Genomic DNA, 22,453 nt, shown 5'->3' with positions numbered 1-22,453 from the left:
CAACTACGTCAGCGTTTAGTTATAGAACTTTCCACTGCTGCTGTAAAGCCTGCTCAGTATCCGTATTACAACCTAAATCTGCTACGCTTTAATATCGTTGACAGCATGCAAAACCCGTTTTACCGATATAGGGTAAGGCGTACCAAGCTGCTGCGCATGCAAAGATACCTTAAGCTCTTGTAACATCCAGTAAATGTCTTGTACCGGCGTTGGTAGTACTTTGCAGCCAGCAAATTTACCTAACAGATTATGATAAGCGTCAAAGGCTTTTTGATATTCGAGCATTAACAACCTGTCACGCTGCGGATCAACGGCCAGCTTTTCCAGCCTTTTCTGCATCGCCTGCAGATAGCGAATCAAGTCATCCAGCTTTGCGGCCCCATGAGCGCTGACAAAGCCTTTGAATATCAACTCACTCAGCTGCTGCTTTACATCGCCTTGCGACTGCACATGCGCTAAATCAACGCGCCCTTTCAACCGCTTTTGAATATCATGGCACAAGGTTAATATCTGCTCGACTTTAAGCGCTATCAATACCACCGTATCGCCAAGCTCCGCTCTGACTTGTTCCCGAAGTGCAGTAAAGCTCTGTTCATCATCCGGCAAACCGGTTTGCTCTACCAATGAATCAATACCGGCGGCGATACAGTCGTCAATCAGCTCCAGCACCCTGCCAAACGGATTAAAATACAAACCCAGTTTTGCTTTGTTTGGTAACGATTCCTGCAGATATTTCACCGGTGACGGGATATTTAACAGCAGAAGTCGCCTGAGCCCGGTTTTTGTAGACTCCAGCGCCTCTTGTGGATTATCCAGCAACCTTATTGCTACAGAGTCCCTCTCGTCAACTAAGGCCGGGAAGGCTTTGATTTCATAACCTGCTTGCAGCTTTACATATTCACGCGGCAAAGCGCCAAAACTCCATTGTGTCAGTTGTTCTTGCTCTATTCCCTGCTCAGCCACCTGACTTAAACTTTGCTGCACCTCGCCTTGCAACCCTTGCTTGAGTATGCTTAAAGAGCGGCTTTGTTGCAGCACTTTGCCACTGTCGTTAACCACCTTGAAGTTCATTTTTAGATGAACCGGTATGCTGCTAAGCTCCCAGGCATCCTCGGGAATCGTCACACCTGACATTCGCTTTAAGCGATTGCTGACGGCGTCGAGTAATTTGCCATCCTGCGGACTGATGGTCTGCATTAACGCATCAGCATAATTCGGTGCAGGCACAAAGTTACGCCGGTACTGCTTAGGCAAAGCTTTAATCAGCGCAACCAGTAGTTCATGCCGAAGCGCCGGGATTAACCAGTCAAACCCCTGATCTTCTATCTGATTGAGCAGTGCCACCGGGATAATTAAACTCACGCCATCATCTATTTCACCTGGCGCAAAGTGGTATTCCAGTGGCAATGTTAAGTTGCCCTGCCGCCATTGTTCCGGAAACTTATCGGCGGTGATATCGCTGGCATCACGGGATAACAGGCTGTCAGGGTCAAAATTCAGATACGTTTTATCTTCGCTACGTTTTTGTTTCCACCATTTGGCAAAATCAATGCGATTGTTCGCCCACTGCGGCACACGCTCTGCATAAAATGTCGCCAGCGTATCTTCATCAACCAGAATATCGCGCCGGCGTGATTTTTCTTCTAATGCTGTTACGTCATCAATTAACCGCTGATTATGCTGTAAAAAGGCTTCATTGTTGCCCAATTCCTGATTGACCAACGCTTCGCGAACAAAGATATTATGGCTAACCGCGGGGTCAATCTTGCTGTATAAAACCGCCCTCTTAGGCACTATCACCAGGCCATACAGACTGACCTGCTCATAGGCAATAACCGCACCACGTTTTTTCTCCCAATGTGGCTCGCTATAACTACGCGTAACCAGATGCTGCGCCAGCGGTTCTATCCACTCCGGTTCTATCTTCGCCAGTGTTCTGGCGTAGAGTTTACTTGTTTCTACCCACTCAGCGGCTGCGACCCATTTAGGCTTACGTTTAAATAAATGACTGCCCGGAAACACATAAAACCGCGTTTGCCGCGGCCCCAAATAGTCGGCGTCTGAGTCTTTAAAACCGACCTGCCCCAGCAGACCACTTAGCACCGCCTGGTGAATTGCCTGATAGCCGGCCGTTTGCTGGTTTTGCTGATAGCCCTGCTCCTGCATTAACTGCGTCAGTTGGGTATTTAAGTCTTGCCATTCACGTACACGCAGATAGTTTAAAAATTCCTGACGGCATAACCGGCGGAACTGGTTGTTGCTTAAGGCGTCCTGCTGCTCTTGCAGGTACTGCCACAGCTTAAGCCAGCTGGCGAAATCCGAATCCGGATCGGCGAAGCGGGCATGATACTGATCAGCCTTTTGCTGCTTATCCAGCGGCCTTTCACGTGGGTCTTGTATCGACAATGCGGCTGAGAGTACCAATAACTCATTTAAACCACCGTTCTCAGCGGCAAATAACACCATACGCGCTAAACGCGGGTCTATCGGTAAGCGCGCCAGTTTGCGGCCAAGTTCGGTTAGCTTAAGACCACCTTTACCGCGTTGCGCCGGTATTGCGCCAAGCTCTTCCAGCAGTTTAATACCGTCATTAACGAAGCGACTGTCCGGCCGTTGTAAAAAGGGAAAAGCCGCAATGTCGCCAAGGCCAAGCGCCAGCATCTGCATGATGACAGAGGCCAGATTGGTGCGCAGTATTTCAGGATCAGTAAACTCTGGCCTGCTGTTAAAATCTTCTTCACTGTACAAGCGAATGCAAATACCCGCCGCCACACGGCCGCAGCGGCCTTTACGCTGATTGGCGCTGGCTTGGCTTATGGCTTCTATCGGTAACTGCTGCACTTTCGAGCGATAACTATAGCGCGATAATCTGGCCGTACCGGGGTCTATCACATAGCGAATACCCGGTACTGTCAGTGAAGTTTCTGCAACGTTAGTTGCCAGCACAATACGCCGGCCGGCATGGCTTTGAAAGATCCGGTTTTGCTCTGCCGCACTTAATCTGGCATACAACGGCAGTACTTCGGTATGTGGCAGCTTTAACTTCTCCAGTGCGTCTGCAGTGTCTCTGATTTCACGCTCACCGTTTAAGAAAATCAGAATATCGCCAGGCGGTTCCCGGTATAACTCCTCCACCGCATCGAAAATACCCTGTAACTGATCCGCATCTTTATCGTCCTGCTCACTGACCGCACGGTAACGGGTCTCTACCGGATAAGTACGGCCCGATACTTCAATAACAGGAGCATTGAAAAAGTGTTTGGAAAAACGCTGTGGATCTATAGTGGCTGAGGTAATAATCAGCTTCAAATCAGGCCGCTTGGGCAACAATTGTTTTAAGTAACCCAGCAGGAAATCAATATTCAGGCTGCGCTCGTGCGCTTCATCAATGATTAAAGTGTCATACTGGTTTAGAAATCTATCCTGCTGAATTTCCGCCAGTAAAATACCGTCTGTCATCAACTTCACAAAAGTGTTGTCGTTAGTATGATCACCAAAACGGATTTTATAGCCGACCTGATTACCAACCTGGCACTGCAGCTCTTCGGCAATACGATCACAAACACTGCGCGCAGCCAGCCGCCGTGGCTGGGTATGGCCAATCATGCCTGCCACGCCTCGCCCAAGCTCAAGGCAAATTTTGGGGATCTGTGTGGTTTTACCCGAGCCAGTTTCACCGGCAATAATAACAACCTGATGGGCTGCAATAGCGGCTTTGATATCGTCTTTTTTCTCGGATACCGGCAATTGAGGTGGGTAAGTTACTTTAGGCAAAGCTTGCAAGCGTGCAGCGCGCAAAGATTCCGAACGGGTAATATCGGCAGTAATACGTTGCAACTGAGTCTGTTTTGCCTCGTCGGCCAGCGATTTACATTTATGCAAACGCCTGCGCAAGCGAAACTGATCTTTTAGCAGACAGTTATTGGTACGGGAGATTAAATCAGATACAGAAATAGCAGCTTCAGACAAAACAACGCCCTCGTAAACAGAGGGCGCCATGCTACCAAGAGCGACGGGTAAAGATCCAGCGTTTACGCTTGTCTGCTTTAGCCTACTTTACCGTAATGTGAGTGAAGTTCTTTATCTATCGCCGCCAATACATCCGAGCGGGTAATAATACCGAGTAAATAGCCATCATCATCCACCACCGGGTATAACTTAGGTTTGGCTTTTAACATAATTTGCGCCAGATCGATAACGCCATCATATTCCTTCACCGTTAATACCGCCGGATTCATTACATCAGCAACCCTGGCAGCTTGCTGATCATGGTAGGTAGAAGTCAGCATACGCTGCAGACAATCCTGCTCTGAGATAAAACCGACAATTTTTTTATGCTTGTCTATTACCGGTCCGCCGGTCTGCCTTCCTCTGATTAACCGGTCTACGGCCATTTCAACCGGCATATCGGCGGTAAATGTTACCGGATAGCGGTTCATATAGTCGGCCACTTTTAATAAGTCCATGCGCCCTCCCTTATACTGTATATCTCGCGTCAGACCCTGATTAAGCGTAGCCGAGTTTTTCTACTCCTGTGTTGTAATTATTCCCCGTCGGCGAAAATCTCGCTGATAGCGTCTTTGCCTTCCGTTTTCATCGCCCGGTACATACCTTCAGTGTTAAAGATCCAACTTAAACGGCCATTTTTGTCCGCAACTATCACACCGCCGTCTCCACCAACCTGTTTTAACTCAGTAATCACTTCTTTTGCAGCAGCTTGTGCACTTTTGTTCTGGTATTTGGCGCGGCTACAGATTTCACTGGCGACCTGATAGCGGATAAAGTATTCGCCATGACCAGTTGCAGAAACAGCACAGCTGTTATTGTCAGCAAAGTTGCCAGCACCTATGACTGGTGCATCACCTATCCGGCCATAGCGTTTTGCCGTCATACCACCTGTTGACGTTGCCGCTGCCAGGTTACCGCTGCGATCAATGGCAACAGCGCCAACAGTACCCATTTTCCACGCCGGATCGTAAGGCACTGCGGCCTGATGCGGCTGCGGAGACATGGCCTGTTTGGCCCGTTTTAACGCTTCATAACGGAATTCAGTATCAAAATAGCGGTTATCTACCAATTCCAGCTGTTGCTCTTTAGCAAATTGCTCAGCTCCGGTACCCGCCAGCATTACATGCACAGATTTCTCCATCACTGCCCGTGCCAGCAATATTGGGTTCTTCACGTTCGTCACCCCGGCTACAGCGCCAGCATTGCGATCGCGGCCATCCATAATAGACGCGTCCAGTTCATGTGTCTCATCATAGGTATATACCGCGCCTTTGCCGGCATTGAACAGGGGCGAATCCTCCAGCACGATAACTGCAGCGGTTACCGCTTCCACGCTTGAACCACCGCGCTCCAACACGGCATAGCCTTGCTCAACGGCATGCTTTAACATCACATGATATGCCTGTTCTTGCTGTTCAGTCATCGTCGTACGGCTAATGGTTCCGGCACCGCCGTGTATCACTATGCCAATCGGCTTGTCAGCAGCCGAAACTGTAATTGAAAAACTGAGCAAAGCTGTCGCGAATAACGTTTTCATTATTAAAATCCCTGAAACCCTTATCAGTTCTTTGTACTTGATCCACCACAAAATCACAACCGGCTATCCCATCCAATTACCCCAACCTGCTCATTATCAGGTAGAACCTGTTAGTAAAATCACCGTTCTACACTATATTTATTAGGTAGTTCTAACACTGGGATCTGTATGAAGTTAACGATACTGGTCGTTTTAATGCTGTCATCTTTAAGTGCCTGTCAATCAACACAAAGCACTTCATTGCCTGTGCCTGAAGAACTCCTGATGGCGTCTAAGTTTGGTACCAGCACAACAGAAATTGAAACACCGGAGCAAATCTTTGCGCTGCCGGACACAACCAAACGGGATCTCAACCGCATTGTTACCAATACTCAATCTATTGAAGAGAGAACTAAGGCCGCACTTCGATTGATATTTTCTTACGCCCAGGATGGGCTGCTGTATGACAACACCGCAACAAAAACGGCCAGTGAAACCATAGCGTCAGGCAAAGCAAATTGTCTGAGTTTGTCGATTCTGGCTTACAGCATGGCGAAAGAATTGGGAATGAGCGCCACTTTTCAGGACATTCAGATTCCGGAGTACTGGACCAGTGCGTTCAGACAAACCTGGTTAAATGGCCACATCAATCTTCGACTGAAACAGCACCGGGTATCCAAAGAGTTTTCAGGCTCTGTTGTTCTAGGTAGCGACTTCGTAGTCGATTTTGATCCTTACAGCCTAAAACACCAATTTCCGGAAAAGTCAGTAGCACCAGCAACAGTTGTGGCGATGTTTTATAACAATAAAGCCGCGGTTGCATTTGCTAACGAACAATATGCCAATGCTTATGAGTACTATAAGGCTGCAGCACAAGTGGACCCAGCATTTTCTGTCACCTGGTCTAACCTGGGCGTATTATTCAGGGTGAACGGTATGCACGAGTTGGCTGAAATCAGTTACAAACACAGCCTGGCGCTTGAACCTGAAGTAACGAATACTCTGGCTAACCTGGCCGTACTCTACCGGCAAACAGGTAATATTGTTGAGGCAGAAACGCTGGAAAGGCGCGTGCTGGCTAAACGCAATCGTAATCCGTATTACTTTCTGATGCTGGGTAATGAAGCCTACAGAAATGTCGATTATGCCGAAGCCATAAAATACTATAAGAATGCTGTCAGTCTGGATGCAAAAAATCACGAGGCCTATTTTGGTCTGGCACGAAGCTACTATGCGCTTGATGACACTATATCTGCAGTCCGATATATGAAAAAGGCCAAACGTAATGCGCCCTCTGATGACGAACAGCAGCTTTACGAGCACAAATTGTCGGTATTAAATCAGGTAGCCAGGCTGCACTAAGCCAAACCAGATAGCGTGCAATGCAAACGCTGCTCAGGCATCCCCATACTTAACACATAGGGTATTCGGCTGTGCTGTAAATCGGTAAAATCTTGCTTTGATGTCAGCCCTTGCCAATTAATTTGTATCAGGCTTTGCGCTACAGCACTCCCTGCCCCCGCTCCCGGGCCAAGCAGTATAAGATGCTCAGGGGCAAACTCTTTTACTGCAACTTGCAATGCTTTGCTAAAGTCATAGGTCTGACAGACCTGATGCTGCAGCGTATAATGTTGTAGTGCAGCTAAATCGGATCCCAGATCAGGCCAGATATGGCCCCGACCGTCAACCAGTGGCAGCTGAGGTTGGTTAAAACGGGTAGCAGGCCAGCTGGCAAGCGCTTTATCAGAGGCACTCTGCATCAACGCCGTATGAAATCCGGCATGCCCTGTTAATAACAATGGAAATCTATCATCGCAGGGAGGTAGTGCAGACATCGCAGCTTTAACAGCAGCTTCAGTGCCTGCCAGCACGGCATAACCACCGTAAGCGATAGACATAAATAACTCCGATTGGTGCAGTGTCAATTGTTGCTGCACCAGCGCTTGGCGCACCGGATCCGGCCGCCAATTATCGTCAACAACCGGATAAATAAACTGTGCCCCACTGCAGGCTGCCGTTAGCTGCGCCATATCTGTCACCAACTGCATGCCTGTTTCAGCACTAAGAACACCTGCACACCCCAGCGCAGTGTACCAGCCCATAGAGTTACCCGTTACTGCAACGACTTCGAACTGATTGAAATCAATAGCCGCATAATCAGCAACGCCGGCGGCAAAAATCAGCGCAGCAGCGTTGTCTGCTTTAGTGTGCACTGCGCGATTAAATACAGGCATGCTTTCCAGTTCAGTTACCGTTGTCAGCGCAGCAACCTCTCTGGCGTTATCAAATTGCGCCATTAACGCGGCTTCAGGAGTGTGATTTCTGATATAACCGTATTCCGTTTTATTGTAAGTACCGCGCCCGGGACAGACCACTAATGCCGTTCTTTTCACTTAACCACCTCGTTGACTGGCACGCCCAACATATTAAGGGCCCGCTGTACAATTTGCTGTTTGGATGGCAAAACAGTATAGGCCGCAGCGCCAAGCGGAATGAAACTATCTTCAGCACATAGACGCTGGATTTGATAATGTCCGGGTTTTGCCTCATGCAAAGCGGTAAAAAGCTCTTCGCTTAGTGAGCCGCGCCGTCGGCACTCATCGACAATCAGCACTTTGTTGCAGCCATGCAGCGCAGTAATAATATGCTCAATATGCAGCGGTACCAGTGTACGTAAATCAATTACTCTGATCCGATATTGCTGCAGACGTAACTCCAGCTCAGCCTGCCTGCTGAGATAATAACCATTGCCATAGCTGATGATAGCTAAATCACGGCCCTCACCATACACTGCCGGCATCCCCAACGGCGGAACCGGCGCTTGTGGTTCCGGGTAATGACATAACCAGCCACCATCACCCGTTTCTGCCAGATCCCGCGTCATATAAAGTGCGATGGGTTCCAGCATTATCACCAGCCTTTTCTGCTGATGCGCCAATTGAACAGCCTGACGTAGCAGTAATACTGCATCGTGGCCATTTGACGGGCACAGTAAGACAATGCCTGGTATATCTCTGAATACTGCAAACGAGTTATCATTATGAAAATGGCCGCCGAAACCGCGCTGATAAGCCAGGCCAGCAATACGGATCACCATCGCATTATGATATTGCCCATTGGAGAAAAATGGCAATGTTGCTGCTTCACCACGAATTTGATCTTCAGCATTATGCACATAAGCCAGAAACTGTATTTCAGGGATCGGAATAAATCCTTGCTGTGCAAGTCCGATAGCCATTCCGAGAATACTTTGCTCATCCAGTAATGTGTTAATAACCCTATTACTGCCAAATGCATGAACTAAATGCTGGGTAACACCATAAACTCCGCCTTTTTTTCCAACATCTTCGCCGAAAACAACAGAATTTTTATATTGCGCCAGCACGTCATGCAATGCCCAGTTTAACAGCTTAGCCAGATGTTGTTTTTTACCGACGTTGTGTTGGTCGAACGCAAATAACTGCTGATGAGCTTCTTCGGATAGTAAAGCTGGCACCGGCACAGCATCACGCTGCGGGGCAATCGACGCCATGACCTGTTTCGCCGATACCAGCTTAGGCTGGCAGCTGGCGACAGCAGCAACTCTGCCTATTTGTAAAACCAAAGCATCCAATTGCTTCTGCAGTTGCACAGTGCTTATTTGGGCTGTGGCCAGCAACGCGGCTGTGCTGCTAAGTAGCGGATCCTGCTCCAGTTCTGCGTCTATCTGTGCCTTGGTTCGATATGCAGCTTCTGCATCAGCGCCAGCGTGGCCGAATAAACGCACTGTCGACAAATGTAGCACTGCAGGTTTACGTTTACTGCGCACATAGTCAGCAGCCCGCCGGCTAACATGATAGGTCTGCGCCAAATCACGGCTGTCTGCAGCGAAATACTTCAGTGCGGGCCGGTCGGCCAAGTCCTGCTCTATCCAGCCGCTTGGGGTGGGTGTCGAAATACCCAGGCCATTATCCTCACAAACAAATAATATGGGTACAGGCACCTGCTGATAAGCCGCCCAACACGCCGAGTTTATAGCACCTTGTGCCGTAGAATGATTTGCCGACGCATCACCAAAGCTGCAAAGTACTATCGCATCATGTGGCCATTGCCCATCCAGTTGCAGTCGCTTGGCTAAATCCACAGCGAAGGCCGCCCCGACGGCTTTGGGTAATTGTGACGCTATAGTACTGGTTTGTGGTGGGATATTAAGCGCAAGGCTGCCAAGCACTTTATGACGACCACCGGATATAGGATCATCGCTGCTGGCGCAAAACGACAGCAACATATCATACAAGGGGGTTGTTCCGCCTAACTGCTTACTACGCTCGATAAAGAGCGCACCGCTGCGATAGTGTAAAAACGCAGGGTCGGTTACACGCAGGGCGGCAGCTACTGCGGCATTACCTTCATGACCGGCGCTGCCAATAGTGTAAAAACTTTGACCTTTAGCCTGCAGCTGCCTTGATTGCAGATCGAGCAAACGACTGCACAACTGGCTATGCCACAATTGATACAACGTTGCATAATCAAGGTGATGGCTACTGCTATGCACAGGTAAATTGCCATGTTGTAACCGCTGGCGATATTGTGATACCCAAGGATGTTCAGCATCGGACATAAGAGTTTCCCCCCTCAGGCTAACTGATTAAACGCCGCTAAACGCCTGTAAGCCGGTTTGCGCCCGGCCCAGTATCAAAGCATGCACATCATGGGTGCCTTCATAGGTATTAACCGCCTCCAGATTCATCACATGACGGATCACATGATATTCATCGGCTATGCCATTACCACCGTGCATATCACGGGCAACACGGGCAATATCCAACGCCTTGCCACACGAGTTACGTTTAATAAGTGAGATTGTTTCCGGCGCTAACAAATTCTGATCCATCAAACGTCCGGCCTGCAAACACGCTAGCAGACCAATGCTGATTTCTGTTTGCATATCAGCCAGCTTCTTCTGAATTAACTGATTAGCTGCCAAAGGCCGGCCAAACTGCTGCCTGTCCAGCGTGTATTGGCGCGCGGCATGCCAGCAAAACTCTGCAGCACCAAGCGCACCCCAGGCAATACCGTAGCGCGCTTTATTGAGGCAACCAAAAGGGCCTTTCAAACCACTGACATTAGGCAGCAAGGCATCTTCTGTCACTTCTATGTTATCCATTACAATCTCGCCGGTAATGGATGCGCGCAGTGAAAACTTACCTTCGATTTTCGGCGCAGAAAGGCCTTTCATGCCTTTTTCAAGCACAAAACCACGGATCTCGCCGTCAAGTTTGGCCCACACGACAAATACATCAGCGATTGGCGAATTGGTGATCCACATTTTACTGCCGTTAAGCACATAACCGCCGGCTACTTTTTTAGCAACAGTACGCATACTGGCAGGATCTGAACCGGCATCCGGCTCAGTTAAGCCAAAACAACCAACCCACTCGCCGGTGGCAAGTTTTGGCAAGTACTTCTGCCGCTGCGCTTCAGAGCCATAAGCATGGATCGGGTGCATAACAAGAGAAGATTGCACACTCATTGCGCTGCGATATCCACTATCAACCCGCTCCACCTCGCGCGCAATAAGGCCATAGCAAACATAATTTACGGCAGAACAGCCGTATTTCTCCGGCAGTGTCGCGCCAAGCAGCCCCAGTTCACCCAGCTCATTCATAATTTCGCGGTGGAAATGTTCTTCGCGGTTGGCCATCAATACACGTGGCATGAGCTTGTTCTGACAATACTGATGAGCACTATCCCGGATCATGCGTTCTTCTTCGGTAAGCATTGCGCTAAATGCAAAAGGGTCCTGCCAGTCAAAATGTGCGCGTGTCATAGCAAATTCCTTAATAAAACCAGCGAAATAATTTTTGTTATGGCCAGATTAGCCTGCTTTGATGTACAGTTAAAATATAATAATTCTGTATCAGGTATAGCTTTTACCTATGGATATTCGTCAGCTGAATTATTTTGTTGCCGTCTATGAACAAGGTAGCGTCAGTGCTGCAGCCCGATACTGTTGCGTAGCACAGCCATCTTTGTCAGCGGCACTACGCCAATTAGAACAAGAGCTTGGCGTGACATTGTTTTTGCGTCTTCCCAAGGGTGTATTACCAACAGAAGACGGTGAAAAACTCTACGGTCACGCCGGGCGGCTGCTTGGGCAGCTGCAGTCACTAAAAGCCTCATTCCGGGAACCTGTCGCCAGAGTTAAATTCAGGCTGGGGCTAATCCGGGCCTTAGGTGTAGAGCGCATGAGTCAGCTGCTACGCGAGTTCAGTAACAGCGTTGCCGGGCTGGAACTGCATTTGGTAGAGCCTGAAGAGCCTTGTGATGCCAGGATTATCACACCGCATCAGCTAAAAGCGGGTGAAGCATTTCAGCCAATCTGGCGCGACAGTTATCTGCTGGCGATGCCACCCGGCACTGCGCTTAGCCTGCAACAGCAAATCCAGCTAACGGATTTTGAGCAATTACCTCTGATTAAACGCACCCCCTGCGATGCCTGGAATATTCTCTACCCTGAGTTAGTCCGCCTTGATATTAAACCTGATATCCGTGCTGATATTCAAACCATCGAGTATGCGCTTGGTCTGGTCTCTGCCGGTGTCGGCTGTGCGTTGGTCCCCAACTTCGACTCTTTGCTGCAGCGGCAGGACATAACGTTAAGCACGATAACCTCACTCAATTTACAGCGCGAAATCGGCCTGGCCTATCCTAAAAATCAGGATTCGGTGTCACTGACAATATTGCGCCAACTGTGCAAAACTGTCGGCTGAATATCACCGTTGCCGTTCCTGAATCAGGGTAAGTTGATCTGTCGCAATACGAACATAGTGCAGATTGTATAAAGTGCCGGACAGATTATTTCGACGCCTGGATTGCACAGCATAATGCCCGATAACTCAGACACTTCACTGCATGATAATGACCCTGTGATAGCCACTGTTGCGCTAAAACAGCTGGTTTGCTGCGGTAGTGATCAAACAGTGCGCGACGCCGCTATTTTAATGCGCCGCCACAGCATCAGCAGCGTGTTAATCGTTGCACCCGACAATGGCAGAGTCTGTGGTATCTGGACGGCAGCAGATACCAGGAAGTTGGATTTTGGCAACCCGGGTACAGCTGACACTCTTTTGCTGAATGTCATGAGCTCACCGGTGCGTAGTGTGAAAAACAGCAGCAGGCTCAGCAGCGCTGCTGGCACAATGTTACAGCATGGTATTCGCCGTTTATTGGTTGAAGACCCATCCGGCAAGCCGGTAGGTCTTTTGACACAAAGTGATATTGTCAGGCAACAGAGAATAGAGTTTTACCTGCAGTTTCGCGACGTCAGTTCATGTATAAACAAAGAGCCACTGCATCTGCAAGCTTCTTTGCCTTTGTCTGACGCCGTCGTTCAGATGCATCAGCATGATGCTGACGCCGCAGTCGTTCAGTTTGGAAACGGTGAACAAGGTATTCTCACCGAGCAAGACCTGATTGGCTTTCTGACTCAGTATGATACTAATCCTGCAGTAGCAATGCTGGCCACAACACCGCTGATCAGCATCAGTGCTAACACTACCCTGCTGCAGGCAGTGCGTTTGCTGACGGATAATCAGCTACGGCATGTCGCAGTACGACAGGATAACAGGTTAATCGGTTTATTATCGTTCAACGATATCCTGCGTAACGTCGAATATGCCTATGTTGACCAATTAAGAACGGCGCTGATGGCTCGGGACGTAGCGTTAAGAACGTCGGCCGATTATCTGCGGTTAGCGCATAAAGTTATCGATGCGTCGCTCGATGGCATTATGATTACAGACCACAACGGTATTATCCAATCAGTAAATCCAAGTTTCTGTAATATCACCGGTTATTCGCTACAGGAAGTCCTAGGACAAAGCCCACGTCTGCTTAGCTCTGGCCTGCATCAAACAGAATTTTATCGCGATATGTGGCAGGTATTACTGCAACATGGCCATTGGCAGGGTGAAATCTGGAACAAGCGCAAAAATGGCGAGCTTTATCCACAGTGGCTGACTATTACGGCTATCCGCAATGAACAGCAGCAGATAAGCCAGTTCGCAGCAATCTTCAGTGATATCACTGAACGCAAGCAGCAAGAGCAAAAAATCCATCAACTGGCCTATATCGATGAATTAACCGGGCTGGCAAACCGACGGATGTTTTTTGACCGGCTGCAGCTTAGCCTCGCCAATGCACACCGGCACAATCATCAGCTCGCGGTGTTATTTCTCGATTTGGACTTGTTCAAACGTATTAACGATACCCTTGGACATCAGGCTGGCGATCAGGCACTGAAAGAGGTAGCGCGCAGGATTAGCGAAACAGTGCGTGAAGGCGAATCCGTTGCCAGACTGGGTGGCGACGAATTTACCATCTTACTGCCTGAGATTAGTCAGACAGATCCGCTGGAGTGCTTAGCCAGGCGCTTGATTAAACAGATAGAAAAGCCGGTACGGCTGCTGGATCAGGAGTTTTTCCTGACAACCAGCATAGGTATTGCCGTCTACCCGCAGGATGGTGTTAATGCAGAACAATTGGTTAAGCACGCTGACGTTGCGATGTATCAGGCAAAAAACAGTGGCCGTAACCAGTATTGCTTTTACCATGCCAGTGCCGGGCAACAAAATGTTGATGAGTTAAAACTGGAACAGGCACTGCGCGAAGCGCTGCGCTTACAGCAACTGGACGTGTATTATCAGCCCAAATTCACGCTCGATAGCCAGCAGCTGGTTGGACTTGAAGCGCTGGTTCGCTGGCAGCACCCGCAGTTGGGGGTTATGTCCCCTGCCTTGTTTATACCATTAGCCGAGAAACTGGGGCTTATCAGCACGCTGGGCGAGCAAGTGCTGCAAAGGGTATGTCTGCAGCTGACGCAATGGCACAACTGCACAATACCAGTGTCAGTAAACATATCGGCGCTGCAGCTGGCTGACTCTGAGTTTGTTACCCGGTTACACCATATTATCCGGTTGGCTGACGTACCGCCACAGCGCATAGAGCTGGAGTTGACTGAAAGCTGCCTGATCCCGGAGCAAGCGGAACAAACCCAGTACCAACTGACCCAACTTAAAGCCTTAGGTTTCAAACTGTCTATTGACGACTTCGGTACCGGGTATTCTTCATTGTCTTATTTAAGACGTTTACCGATTGATACACTGAAGATTGATCAGAGCTTTGTCAGAGATTTACCGGATAACCCCGGTGCCTGTCAGATTGTCAGCGCTATTATTGCCATGGCCAAAGCGCTGGGATTAGATGTTATCGCTGAAGGTATTGAACATCAGCAGCAACTGGAGTTTTTACGCCAGGCCGGCTGCAATCAGGGCCAGGGCTATCTGGTTTCCGCACCACGGCCGGCACAGGAGTTTGCACCTCTGTTTAAGGCTGACATAACGGAGTCTGGCTAAAACGCAGTCAGACTCATAATGAAGTCGTTTTGCTTTAGCCCTCAGCCTACCTATACTTCTGACAAAAGTATCGATTTTCGGCGGTAGATAATGACGCAGCATTCAGATCCGGACAGTACAACTTCAACCCAAGATCCCAAACGGCAACCGCCACTCTCGCATAGCGATGCAGAGGCAGCAAGCCCGGAAGACAGCTCAGTATGTGGCGAAGAAGACCCAGGGTCAGCACTCGAAAGCTTAGTTGACGATAAGTAACGCACCGTTGTCAGTCTGATGTTATGATTGCGCCTTTCTTTTCTGGCAGAAAACATGTAACAGTACTGAACTATGTCTACACAAATGTCTTATTATTTCCATGACTATGAGACCTGGGGCGCAGACCCCAAGCGTGACCGGCCTGCGCAATTTGCTGGCATCCGTACAGATTTGGATCTGAATATCATTGCCGAGCCGGATGTTTGGTATTGCCAGTTAGCGAACGATTATCTGCCCCATCCTCAAGCTGCACTTATTACCGGTTTAACCCCTCAGCTGTGCAATAAAAAAGGCCTGCCAGAAACTGACTTTATGCAGCGTATTTTAAGCCGTTTCAGTGAGCCCAATACCTGCGTAATCGGTTATAACAACCTGCGTTTTGATGACGAAGTGACCCGGCACAGTTTGTTCCGAAACCTTTACGAGCCATACAGCCGTGAATGGCAGCATGGTAACAGCCGCTGGGACGTTATCGATATGGTTCGCGCATGTTATGCACTGCGCCCGGAAGGGATAAACTGGCCGTTGCGTGAAGATGGCAGCCCAAGCTTTAAATTGGAAGAGCTGACAAAAGCCAACGGCCTGGCACATGAACAGGCCCATGATGCGTTATCAGATGTGCACGCCACTATTGCAATAGCCAGGTTGATTAAACAACAGCAACCAAAACTGTTTGCCTATTTGTTTGAACTGAGACAAAAAAACAAAGCCGCTGAGTTGATTGACGTTGCGGGCATGACACCACTGGTGCATGTTTCATCAAAATTTCCGGCAAGCTCAGGCTGTGTCAGTTGGATAGTGCCGCTAGCCTTTCACCCGACAAATAAAAATGCCGTTATCTGTTACAACCTGCAAGCATCGCCCGAGCCGTTGTTGCATGACGACCTTACAGCGTTGAAAGAGAAACTGTATACCAAAACAGCAGATTTAGCTGATGGCGAACAAAGGCTTGGTTTAAAACTGGTGCATTTGAATAAATGTCCGGTTTTGGCACCGGCGAAAACGCTAAGTGAAAGCCGGGCGGCCGAGCTAGGCATTGACCGCACGACCTGTCTTCAACATTTAGACTGGCTGCGACAACACCGGATTTGTCAAAGCAAAGCCATCGAGCTATACCAGCAGTTGGATGAGTATCCCACCGAAACAAACCCGGATTATCAGTTATACAGCGGTTTTATCGGTAACGCTGATAAGCAAAAAATGCAACAACTGCACGAACTACCGCCTGAGCAACTTGGCAGCAATGTACCGGTTTTTGCTGACGAGAGGCTGAATAATCTGCTGTTTTTATATCGGGCACGTAATTATCCGCACAGCCTGACCGACAGCGAGCAGCAAAAATGGCAACGCTATCGAACGGACAAATTGATGCACGGTTTGGATAAACCTAACCTGACCATGGAGGAATTCAGTCTGGCGCTGGAGAATCTGGCACACGAACATGCCAGCGATGAGCAGAAAATGAAAATTCTGAAGTCGCTGTATTTGTACGTTCAGAGCCTGTAACAAGGCCGTTACAGCACCCACAGTGCTCAGATGTTTTTATACTGAGTCTTGAAATTCGCTAGTAATAGGTGAATACTTAGCGCCATCTTGTCGGAGTGCCCAGCTGTTTACAGCGGGCTGAGACCGTGAAAACGGGATCCGTTGAACCTGATCAGGCTAATACCTGCGAAGGGAAACAAGGGGCTATACCATATTTTACTCAGCACAGATCCGCCTGGTGAAGTTGCTGCATGTGATTATCTGCCCTACTCCGGACAAGCAACCTCAACTTGAAAACCGGAGCTTGCTATGTCTGCTACAACCCTATCCAAACGTGATCTGCGCGCCCATGCCCGAGCCTATATTCAGGCATTGCAGGGTGAAACTTTCCCTGGTTCCAAACGCCGCTATCTGCACTGTGAACACAGCGGTGTCAGGGTGCCAGTGCGGGATATTCATTTAAGCCATAGTCATCTGGCGGATGGCAGTATTGAGCCGAACCCCGCTTTAGCAGTGTATGACACATCAGGACCTTATGGCGACCCAGCCCAACCGTTAGATGTACTGCGAGGTTTGCCCAAGCTGCGCGCAAACTGGATAGCTGCGCGTAACGACACTGAAGATTCCCCCTTGCCGGCTTTTGCCGATATTGCACTTGACGAGCAGATAACTGAGTTCACACATCAACGGCTGCGCGCCAAACAGGGTAAAACGGTTACCCAGCTGCAGTATGCCCGCGCAGGTATCATTACCGCCGAAATGCACTTTATTGCCCTGCGTGAAAATATGGCAGCCATTGACGATGGCGTAACCAGGCACCAGGGTGAAAGCTTTGGCGCGGCTATACCCAAGCAGATAACAGCCGAGTTTGTCAGAAGCGAAGTCGCTGCCGGGCGCGCTATTATCCCGGCAAATATCAACCACCCTGAAGCCGAGCCGATGATTATCGGTCGTAATTTTAAAGTAAAAGTGAATGCCAACATTGGTAACTCCTCCGTCAGTTCCAGCATTGAAGAAGAAGTAGAAAAACTGGTTTGGGCGACGCGCTGGGGCGCCGATACCATAATGGATCTGTCGACCGGACGCCGCATCCACCAGACACGGGATTGGGTACTGCGTAACAGCCCGGTGCCCGTGGGTACGGTCCCCATTTATCAGGCACTGGAAAAAGTAAGCGGGGATGTCAGCAAACTAAACTGGCAAATTTTTTACGACACACTTACTGAGCAGGCAGAGCAAGGTGTTGACTATTTCACTATCCACGCCGGCGTATTAAAAGACTTCGTCAGTTTAACGGTAAACCGGGTCACCGGCATTGTCTCACGCGGCGGCGCCATCATGGCGCAGTGGACACGGCTGCACCAGCAGGAGAACTTTCTCTATCAGCATTTTGAAGACATCTGCAAGCTGTGTGCGGCCTACGATATTTCGCTGTCATTAGGTGATGGTCTGCGTCCGGGTAGCATAGCTGATGCCAATGATGACGCCCAGTTTGCCGAGCTACGCACTCTGGGTAAGCTGACAAAAATTGCCTGGCGCTACAATGTTCAGGTGATGATTGAAGGGCCGGGTCATGTGCCAATGCAACTTATACAGCAAAACATGACGGAACAACTAAAACACTGCCACGAAGCACCGTTTTACACTTTGGGGCCCCTGACGACTGACATTGCTCCTGGTTATGATCATATTACCTCTGGTATAGGCGCTGCGATGATAGGCTGGTTTGGATGCGCCATGTTGTGCTACGTAACACCAAAAGAGCACCTAGGGCTTCCTAACAAAGAAGATGTAAAACAAGGGCTAATTGCTTATAAAATTGCCGCCCATGCTGCCGATCTGGCCAAAGGCCACCCCGCTGCTCAGCTACGTGACAATGCTTTGTCTAAAGCACGCTATGAATTTCGCTGGCAAGATCAGTACAACCTGGCGTTAGACCCCTTTACGGCTAAAGCTTACCACGACGAAACGCTAAGCCATGAAGGTGCTGATACTGAGCAATTTTGCTCGATGTGCGGGCCAAAGTTTTGCTCAATGCGATTAAACCAGCAAATTAAACAAGATGAGGAGATTGCAGATGCCTGATCCCTCCCCCACCAAACCTATAGTGTGGACTATAGCCAGCTCAGATAGCGGTGGCGGCGCAGGGATCCAGGCCGATTTACATACGTTCAGCGCACTGGAATGCCATGGCTGCAGTGTTATAACAGCTGTGACAGCACAAAATAGTTGCCAGGTGATTGGCTATGAAGCCGTCAGCCCGGCACTGTTGTGTGCTCAGCTAAACTGTCTGCTGGAAGACATGCCACCGCAGGCTATTAAAATTGGGCTTATTCCCGAGCCCGAGCTGCTGCAACTGCTTGCTGACTGGCTAAGGCAACACAAAGCTGCTTACCAGTTTACTGTGATTGCTGATCCGGTGTTAAGCAGCAGTTCCGGCTATGATTTTATCAGCCAGAGCAGTTTAAGTATCTGGCGCCGTCAACTGATGCCATTGCTGGATCTGATCACACCTAACCTGCCTGAATTGGCGCTGCTCAGTGGTTTACCACAGGCATCAGAACAACAGCAGGCAGATCAGTTACTCGCCGCAGGGGCAAAATCTGTCCTGATAAAAGGCGGCCATAGCGATATCAGACAATTTGTCTGCGATACGCTGCGAACTGCTGCCAGGCCAGATATTATACTCAGCCACAACCGGCTGCCCACGCAAAATAATCATGGTACAGGCTGTGTGTTGTCCAGTGCTATCGCAGCATCTGCTGCCCATAATTACACACTGATTGATTCAGTTATTATTGCCCGAGCTTATCTGCAGCAAGCGCTAAGTCTGAGCTATACCACTGGTAAAGGCGCGGGCTGCCTGCAGCATAATTCCTGGCCGGAAAATCCGCTATATTTCCCTCATCTGTCAGAGCCACTACAAGCCCGTCAGGAAGCTCAGGCTTTTGCTGCTATGGTTTCACCTATAGGTCTCTACCCTGTTGTCGATAGCGTACAGTGGTTATTATCGTTGTTACCCTGTCAGCCAGATGTCATCCAGCTAAGACTAAAGCAAGGTGATGCCAAAGATATTGAACAACAAATCAAGCAAGCAATAAACCTGAGTCGCGACTATGGTTTACGGCTATTTATAAATGATCACTGGGAATTAGCCATAAAACATGGTGCCTATGGCGTCCATCTTGGACAAGAAGACCTGCTACAAGCTGACCTTGCGGCTATTGCATCAGCAGGCCTTCGTCTTGGCATATCAACCCACAGTTATACAGAGTTATTGATTGCGCGACAGTTAAAGCCTTCTTACATCGCGCTGGGTCACGTTTTTGCTACCCAAACCAAGCAGATGCCATCAAAACCTCAGGGACTGACGAAGCTAAAACGCTATGCGGCACTGTGCCGCGATATCCCAACAGTTGCAATAGGCGGCATTGGACTACAGCAGATCAAAGATGTTGCGGCCTGCGGTGTCGACGGTATTGCTGTCGTATCAGCAATTACCGCACAGCATAAACCCCAGCAGGCGTATAACGACCTGCTGCAGCAGTGGAGTAGCTATCATGCATATAACAGTTAATGACGATCCTTTTCAGCTTGAAGCCGTCAGCACGGTCGAACAACTGGTAACGCGGTTAGGGCTGGATCCAAACGGGCTGGCAGTTGCAATCAACAACAATGTATTGGCTAAGCGGCTATGGCCGGAGCACCGGTTAGCACCCGCCGATGCGGTACAATTTTTCCAGCTGGTAACAGGAGGCTAGTCATGCTGACTATCGCCGATAAAACCTTTCACAGCCGCTTACTACTTGGCAGCGGTAAATTTGCCAGCGCGGCATTGATGCAGCAGGCAATTGTTGCCAGCGAAACGCAGCTTATCACTCTGGCATTAAAACGTGTGCAACTTGGTAAGCCGCAAGATGACTTACTCACTCCGCTACGCCAGCTTAATATTCAGCTGCTACCCAATACCTCAGGCGCAAAAACGGCAAAAGAGGCCATTCTGGCTGCAGAGCTGGCCCGTGATGCACTGGACACAAACTGGCTAAAACTTGAAATCCATCCGGATCCACGCTATTTGATGCCGGACCCGCTAGAGACACTGCTGGCAGCCGAGCAACTGGTTCAACGTGGCTTTGTTGTCTTGCCATACTGCGGTGCCGACCCGGTATTATGTAAACGCCTGGAGCAAGCCGGTTGCGCGGCAGTAATGCCTCTGGCGGCCCCCATTGGTTCGAATCTTGGTTTGCAAACCGAAGCTATGCTGCGCATTATTATTGAACAGGCCGGTGTACCAGTGATCATTGATGCAGGTTTAGGCTACCCATCACATGCTTGCGCCGCAATGGAACTTGGTGCGGCAGCAGTGCTAATCAATACAGCCATTGCGACAAATCATTCACCGGTATCAATGGCAAACGCCTTTAAGCTGGCAGTTCAAGCCGGTCGCTCAGCCTATGAAGCTGGCTTATCAGTGCAACACCTCACAGCTAAAGCGTCCAGCCCACTTACTAAATTTTTGGCATCGTTATGACATTTCACGATATCTGGCAAACGCTAAGCTGGCATGACACTCAGCTAAATAGTCATAACTATACGGCGCAGCAAGTGCAGGCTGCGATGGCTAAAAGCAAACTGACGCTTAACGACTTACAGGCGTTACTGTCGCCTGCAGCAACTTCGTTCTTACCACAGATAGCCGACAGAGCAGGTTTATTGACCAGACAGCGCTTTGGCGCCACGGTACAATTTTATGCTCCGCTCTATTTATCTAATCTGTGCGCCAATGAATGCAGCTACTGTGGTTTCTCTATGAGCCAGAAGATTAAGCGCAAAACGCTGACTGTTGAAGAAGTTGAACAGGAATGCCAGGCGTTAAAAGCGCTGGGCATTGACCAGGTGCTACTGCTCACCGGAGAACATGAACACAAAGTTGGTATGGCATATTTTCGCACGGTAATCCCGGTAATAAGACGATACTTCAGCAGCCTACAGCTCGAAGTCCAGCCACTCGCCGTATCAGAATATGCCGAACTCAGGCAACTTGGCGTCGATGCGGTAATGCTATACCAAGAAACCTATCAGGCAAGCGCCTATCAACAACATCATATTAAGGGGCGAAAAGCCGATATGCCATGGCGGCTTAACGGCCCGGACAGAATTGGGCAAGCCGGCATCGATAAGATAGGCCTTGGTGTTCTGCTTGGACTAACAGACTGGCGTACCGATGCAGTTATGCTTGCCCAACATCTGCAGTATTTGCAAAAACGATACTGGCAATGCCGCTTTAGCCTGTCTGTGCCCAGGATCCGCCCCTGCAGTGGCGGTGGTATCGCTGATAACACTGTTACAGACAGAGATCTCATCCAACTGATATGTGCATTTCGTCTATTTGCGCCAGAACTGGAGATAAGCCTGTCAACGCGTGAGTCGGCAGAATTTCGCCGCGCTGTTGCTCCACTAGCCATTACCAGTCTGAGTGCTGGTTCAAAAACGCAACCCGGGGGGTATAGTGTAGCACCGGAAAGTCTGCAGCAGTTCAGCATTGATGACGACCGTTTACCTTCTCAGGTCGCTGCAGACATGACTGAACAAGGGTTACAACCGGTCTGGAAAGATTGGGAAACTTGCCTCGGCCGTTGACACAGCTCGCTCTAAAAAGCCCGCGATGCGGGCTTTTTTATTGGACGTTAGCAGATGGTATCATTCGATGCAGTTTTATGTAGGCAATAAAAAAACCCGCTCTATTGAGCGGGGTTAGTATTGGGTGCCTGGCGGTGAACTACATTGCTCGGCA

16 protein-coding genes and 1 riboswitch are annotated in these 22,453 nt (G+C 49.3%); of the genes, 10 read left to right on the top strand and 6 right to left on the bottom strand.

Translation table 11 applies throughout. The annotated features are described in order from the left end of the window. Nucleotides 1-81: 81 nt before the first annotated feature. From hrpA to LHL18_RS00070, 3 genes are all read right to left on the bottom strand, one after another. Nucleotides 82-3,999, bottom strand: a complete 3,918-nt coding sequence (hrpA, locus tag LHL18_RS00080) for an ATP-dependent RNA helicase HrpA (protein WP_404817923.1) — start codon at nt 3,997-3,999, stop codon at nt 82-84. Between the two features lie 47 nt (nt 4,000-4,046). Further along, the gene (locus LHL18_RS00075) at nt 4,047-4,466 is read right to left on the bottom strand and encodes a CBS domain-containing protein (RefSeq protein ID WP_134055160.1); all 420 of its coding nucleotides are present in this window, start codon (nt 4,464-4,466) and stop codon (nt 4,047-4,049) included. Between the two features lie 77 nt (nt 4,467-4,543). Continuing rightward, nucleotides 4,544-5,545, bottom strand: a complete 1,002-nt coding sequence (locus LHL18_RS00070; protein ID WP_226765291.1) for an isoaspartyl peptidase/L-asparaginase family protein — start codon at nt 5,543-5,545, stop codon at nt 4,544-4,546. A 168-nt stretch (nt 5,546-5,713) separates the two neighbouring features. Here LHL18_RS00070 and LHL18_RS00065 point away from each other — a divergent pair, with 168 nt between their 5' ends. Next, nucleotides 5,714-6,886, top strand: coding sequence for a tetratricopeptide repeat protein (locus LHL18_RS00065; RefSeq protein WP_134055164.1), 1,173 nt, complete (start codon nt 5,714-5,716; stop codon nt 6,884-6,886). On the opposite strand, the gene LHL18_RS00060 is transcribed toward LHL18_RS00065, so the two are convergent. The 3 genes from LHL18_RS00060 to LHL18_RS00050 are packed head-to-tail and all read right to left on the bottom strand — an operon-like array spanning nt 6,883 to nt 11,333. Continuing rightward, nucleotides 6,883-7,917 (bottom strand): malonyl CoA-ACP transacylase, encoded by a 1,035-nt coding sequence (locus tag LHL18_RS00060; protein ID WP_134055166.1) that lies wholly within the window; start codon nt 7,915-7,917, stop codon nt 6,883-6,885. The genes LHL18_RS00065 and LHL18_RS00060 overlap by 4 nt on opposite strands. Next, nucleotides 7,914-10,124 carry a thiamine pyrophosphate-dependent enzyme gene (locus LHL18_RS00055; protein WP_134055168.1) on the bottom strand — a complete coding sequence of 737 codons (2,211 nt, stop codon included), beginning with the start codon at nt 10,122-10,124 and terminating at the stop codon, nt 7,914-7,916. The genes LHL18_RS00060 and LHL18_RS00055 overlap by 4 nt, the downstream gene beginning before the upstream one ends. Nucleotides 10,125-10,151: 27 nt before the next feature. Next, nucleotides 10,152-11,333 (bottom strand): acyl-CoA dehydrogenase, encoded by a 1,182-nt coding sequence (locus LHL18_RS00050; protein WP_134055170.1) that lies wholly within the window; start codon nt 11,331-11,333, stop codon nt 10,152-10,154. A gap of 109 nt (nt 11,334-11,442) precedes the next feature. On the opposite strand from LHL18_RS00050, the gene LHL18_RS00045 reads away from it, so the two are divergent. The 9 genes from LHL18_RS00045 (at nt 11,443) to thiH (ending at nt 22,299) form a co-directional block, all read left to right on the top strand. Then, complete coding sequence (locus tag LHL18_RS00045) at nt 11,443-12,276, top strand: LysR family transcriptional regulator (RefSeq protein ID WP_226765290.1); 834 nt, start codon at nt 11,443-11,445, stop codon at nt 12,274-12,276. A gap of 114 nt (nt 12,277-12,390) precedes the next feature. Further along, a complete protein-coding gene (locus LHL18_RS00040) occupies nt 12,391-14,919 on the top strand; it encodes an EAL domain-containing protein (protein WP_226765289.1) in 2,529 nt (842 codons plus the stop codon). Nucleotides 14,920-15,009: 90 nt separating this feature from the next. After that, nucleotides 15,010-15,174: a hypothetical protein gene (locus LHL18_RS00035; RefSeq protein WP_226765288.1), complete on the top strand. Its 165-nt coding sequence runs from the start codon at nt 15,010-15,012 to the stop codon at nt 15,172-15,174. 72 nt (nt 15,175-15,246) lie between these two features. After that, nucleotides 15,247-16,680 (top strand): exodeoxyribonuclease I, encoded by a 1,434-nt coding sequence (sbcB, locus tag LHL18_RS00030; RefSeq protein ID WP_226765287.1) that lies wholly within the window; start codon nt 15,247-15,249, stop codon nt 16,678-16,680. A gap of 81 nt (nt 16,681-16,761) precedes the next feature. Beyond that, nucleotides 16,762-16,872, top strand: a riboswitch (TPP riboswitch). 96 nt (nt 16,873-16,968) lie between these two features. After that, complete coding sequence (gene thiC / locus LHL18_RS00025; protein WP_404817922.1) at nt 16,969-18,744, top strand: phosphomethylpyrimidine synthase ThiC; 1,776 nt, start codon at nt 16,969-16,971, stop codon at nt 18,742-18,744. Next, a complete protein-coding gene (gene thiE, locus LHL18_RS00020) occupies nt 18,737-20,236 on the top strand; it encodes a thiamine phosphate synthase (RefSeq protein ID WP_226765286.1) in 1,500 nt (499 codons plus the stop codon). Before thiC ends, thiE begins: the two co-directional genes overlap by 8 nt. Further along, nucleotides 20,220-20,420 carry a sulfur carrier protein ThiS gene (gene thiS / locus LHL18_RS00015; RefSeq protein WP_166670434.1) on the top strand — a complete coding sequence of 67 codons (201 nt, stop codon included), beginning with the start codon at nt 20,220-20,222 and terminating at the stop codon, nt 20,418-20,420. The genes thiE and thiS overlap by 17 nt, the downstream gene beginning before the upstream one ends. A 2-nt stretch (nt 20,421-20,422) precedes the next feature. Next, a complete protein-coding gene (locus LHL18_RS00010; protein WP_226765285.1) occupies nt 20,423-21,190 on the top strand; it encodes a thiazole synthase in 768 nt (255 codons plus the stop codon). Continuing rightward, a complete protein-coding gene (thiH, locus tag LHL18_RS00005) occupies nt 21,187-22,299 on the top strand; it encodes a 2-iminoacetate synthase ThiH (protein ID WP_226765284.1) in 1,113 nt (370 codons plus the stop codon). The genes LHL18_RS00010 and thiH overlap by 4 nt, the downstream gene beginning before the upstream one ends. Nucleotides 22,300-22,453: the final 154 nt, after the last annotated feature.

Origin of the sequence: Rheinheimera aquimaris, assembly GCF_020531985.1 — a bacterium.
In the GTDB taxonomy this organism is placed as follows: Bacteria; Pseudomonadota; Gammaproteobacteria; order Enterobacterales; family Alteromonadaceae; genus Alishewanella; species Alishewanella aquimaris.
This window is presented reverse-complemented; position numbering and strand designations above follow the sequence as displayed.

Excerpts from the sequence above, each read along its gene's own strand:
- hrpA (WP_404817923.1), bottom strand. The coding sequence starts at position 3,999 with ATGGCGCCCTCTGTTTACGAGGGCGTTGTTTTGTCTGAAGCTGCTATT.
- LHL18_RS00075 (WP_134055160.1), bottom strand. The coding sequence starts at position 4,466 with ATGGACTTATTAAAAGTGGCCGACTATATGAACCGCTATCCGGTAACA.
- LHL18_RS00070 (WP_226765291.1), bottom strand. The coding sequence starts at position 5,545 with ATGAAAACGTTATTCGCGACAGCTTTGCTCAGTTTTTCAATTACAGTT.
- LHL18_RS00065 (WP_134055164.1), top strand. The coding sequence starts at position 5,714 with ATGAAGTTAACGATACTGGTCGTTTTAATGCTGTCATCTTTAAGTGCC.
- LHL18_RS00055 (WP_134055168.1), bottom strand. The coding sequence starts at position 10,124 with ATGTCCGATGCTGAACATCCTTGGGTATCACAATATCGCCAGCGGTTA.
- LHL18_RS00050 (WP_134055170.1), bottom strand. The coding sequence starts at position 11,333 with ATGACACGCGCACATTTTGACTGGCAGGACCCTTTTGCATTTAGCGCA.
- LHL18_RS00045 (WP_226765290.1), top strand. The coding sequence starts at position 11,443 with ATGGATATTCGTCAGCTGAATTATTTTGTTGCCGTCTATGAACAAGGT.
- LHL18_RS00040 (WP_226765289.1), top strand. The coding sequence starts at position 12,391 with ATGCCCGATAACTCAGACACTTCACTGCATGATAATGACCCTGTGATA.
- LHL18_RS00035 (WP_226765288.1), top strand. The coding sequence starts at position 15,010 with ATGACGCAGCATTCAGATCCGGACAGTACAACTTCAACCCAAGATCCC.
- sbcB (WP_226765287.1), top strand. The coding sequence starts at position 15,247 with ATGTCTACACAAATGTCTTATTATTTCCATGACTATGAGACCTGGGGC.
- thiC (WP_404817922.1), top strand. The coding sequence starts at position 16,969 with ATGTCTGCTACAACCCTATCCAAACGTGATCTGCGCGCCCATGCCCGA.
- thiE (WP_226765286.1), top strand. The coding sequence starts at position 18,737 with ATGCCTGATCCCTCCCCCACCAAACCTATAGTGTGGACTATAGCCAGC.
- thiS (WP_166670434.1), top strand. The coding sequence starts at position 20,220 with ATGCATATAACAGTTAATGACGATCCTTTTCAGCTTGAAGCCGTCAGC.
- LHL18_RS00010 (WP_226765285.1), top strand. The coding sequence starts at position 20,423 with ATGCTGACTATCGCCGATAAAACCTTTCACAGCCGCTTACTACTTGGC.
- thiH (WP_226765284.1), top strand. The coding sequence starts at position 21,187 with ATGACATTTCACGATATCTGGCAAACGCTAAGCTGGCATGACACTCAG.